Annotated in this window: 2 protein-coding genes; both read right to left on the bottom strand. The window is 43.9% G+C overall.

The window, feature by feature from the left end; all coding sequences use genetic code 11:
- Positions 1 to 1828: DUF11 domain-containing protein (locus IH598_05880; protein ID MBE0638027.1), on the bottom strand; the 1828-nt coding region annotated here is incomplete at its 3' end.
- A 15-nt stretch (positions 1829 to 1843) separates the two neighbouring features.
- The coding region (locus tag IH598_05875; GenBank protein ID MBE0638026.1) for a cadherin-like domain-containing protein at positions 1844 to 2788 on the bottom strand (945 nt) is incomplete at its 5' end.

Below are 2788 nucleotides of genomic sequence, written 5' to 3'. Positions count from 1 at the left end.
AGTTGTCATCTACGTTCGTCGGCTCGCCTGTTATTGCTGGTAAAATGTTGTACAAACAATCGGCATCCTTGTAAACAGTGATGGCAGCCGGTGCGTCAAACGTCGGTGGCGTGTTGTCCGTGATCGTGATCGTCTGCTCACAAGTAGCTGTATTCCCCGCTGCATCTCTGATATACCATGTTCTTATCACGACAATTGGACAAACACCAGCACCTGATGTTACCTCATCCATATATTCGACAGTTGTAATAGCACAGTTATCACTTGCGTCGCCATTGTTCGGTTGGCCTTCAAATTCTGATTCAGATGATGATGCCAATGTTTCAGAGTAAACAGGTTGTGTTATTACTGAAGTATTACATCCGGTAAGATTCCGCTGAACAGCACAGCCAGCAATTTCGGGATTGGTTGCATCATAAACCGTGGTAGTAACTGATGATTCGTTATTTAGAAGATTGGGATCATTTGTTGTAGTTGTCACCGAAGCTGTGTTCATTACATCTGTACACTGGTTGATGCTTAGTGTGCCCTTAATATAGTAAGTCACAGAAGCAGAAGGTGACATCGAACCGATAGAAATAGAACCCGACCAGGCATTCCAGGGTCCGGAAGTAGAAGTAGCATATTGTGGTGAAGGGAAGGGTAGGTTACTAAGAAGATCAGAAAGTACAACGTTCTGGGCAACAGATGGTCCGGCATTGCTGATAACTAATTTGTACATTAGTTCACCACCTGCAACCACTGCTGTTGGAGGAGTTGTTTCAACAGACTTCACTACTGCAATATCTGCCTCATTTAGAATAGTGATCTGGTAATCCTCAACTTCACCCCAATTGGTAGATGGAATTTGAGTGGGAGAGGACGCTGGATTTCCAAACCTGAACCGGGCAAATGTAGGGTTTGTTGTTGCATTTAAGGGTATAGTTACATTTAGATTAACTGTTCCGGTATTATCTCCCAGAGTAAAATAATCAATAGACATATTATTAGCAATCCTTTCACCGGTATCTAAAAAATCACCATCACCGTTCCAATCTATCCAGCCGTTTAGTCTTCCGGTTGCAAATGATAAATCACCATCAACTATTGTGAGACTAACTGGAATTACAACTGCAGAACCGGCAACCATAATTGGAAAAACAACACCATCATCATAAGTATCAGCATCAGCATTAGCCGAAGCCTGATAGGCAGGCTCGGCACTAACTGCAGCCCCCAAATACATGTAACTCAAATAGTAATCTTCAATTGGGTCTTTGAAAAGACTAATTTCATGATATACACTACCAAAACTCAATGGGGCATCTCCATAATCCAAAGCCCTCACATAGGTGTAGGAGCTAACAGCATCATCGTCAGTAGTGTTGAATCCATTGGTATAGGGTGGTGGCTGGATATTCACATTAAAACCATTTTGTGGCGAACCTATGGCAGTATTTTCAACCACCTTGTAGGCTATCGTAATATTTCCCTGGCTGGATCCTGGAATATCCTGATTCTGAACAGCAGTGTAAGTCCTAAGGCCCGGATCATAAGTCCAATTGAAATATCCAAGCCATGTACCACCCAATGCAGCGATTGGATCTGCATTGTCTGGTACGCCTTTGGATAAGGTTATTTTAAGCGTCATTTCCTGATTTACCCTCAAGTCCAGAATTGTACTTCCTGTATTTCCAATATTAAAAGAAAGCGTACCTGAGCCATTAAACTCAGCAGGTAACATTGGTGCAGGGCTCACAATACCCTGGTTTACGTATGGATTCCAACTTTGTGCATTTGAAATCAGTGCTGAAATAAAAATAATAATTGTAAAAAGTCCCCTCCTCATAGTAGAATGTTTTATTTAGTTAATAAAATAATCAAGCTTTTCAGCATCAACGTTATTGTCGATGCGGATTTCACCACCACTTCCTTCAACAATTTGGGAGGTAATGGTATAGATACCAACAGTTTGTCCTGCATCCCACCTGGCATTAAAACCAAAGTACGAAAATCCTCCGGCAGGAATTACAGCGGTCGTGGTGAAAATGTGGTATGTTGCATCGTCTGAATAGTTCCAATCTGCATTATTAAGAGGGGTTGTTCCAAGCATAGTGAGTGACTGATCATAAGGACCATCTAAAACCCAACGTGTATCCTTTGGAATCCTTACAGTAATCAAACCATTGGTGTTAACATTGTTCAATTCAGTAATCCTGACAGTAACGTAAAAATCCGTCGGTCCGTTCATTACGTTGGGCACTGCAGTGATAATTGGAGTAACATCAGGAAGTGGTGCTACCAGCAGGTAAACCGTCGCCTGATCACAAGCTATCGGAGTACCATCGTCACACACCTCGTATACAAACTGATCCGGCCCGTAATAGCCCGGTTCAGGTGTGTACACAAAGTCGCCCGCCAAGGTCACCGTCACTGTTCCATGTTGTGGCTCTACCAGGATCGCACTGAAGGTTTGGATGTCTAATTCCGGATCGTAGTCATTTGCCAAAATGTTGCCAATGATCGGATCGTCCTGCGTTCCTATATAACTGTCATCTACCGCAAACGTGTAGTTCTCACCAAACGGATTCGGGTAAATGTCGATCGTCACTATCGCTTCATCGCAATAAACCGGTGTGCCGGTGTCGCATACCTGGTAAGTAAAGCTTACCTGGCCGACAAAGTCAAGGTCCGGCGTGTAGGTGAAACTACCGTCTGCGTTCAGCGTCAGCGTACCATTGGCATCTGCGCTCCCGCCGTCTACCAGCGTGACACTGGCCGGATCCAAATTGCCGTCCGGATCCCAGTC

This window comes from Bacteroidales bacterium, from assembly GCA_014860585.1.
GTDB lineage: Bacteria > Bacteroidota > Bacteroidia > Bacteroidales > 4484-276 > RZYY01.
This window is presented reverse-complemented; position numbering and strand designations above follow the sequence as displayed.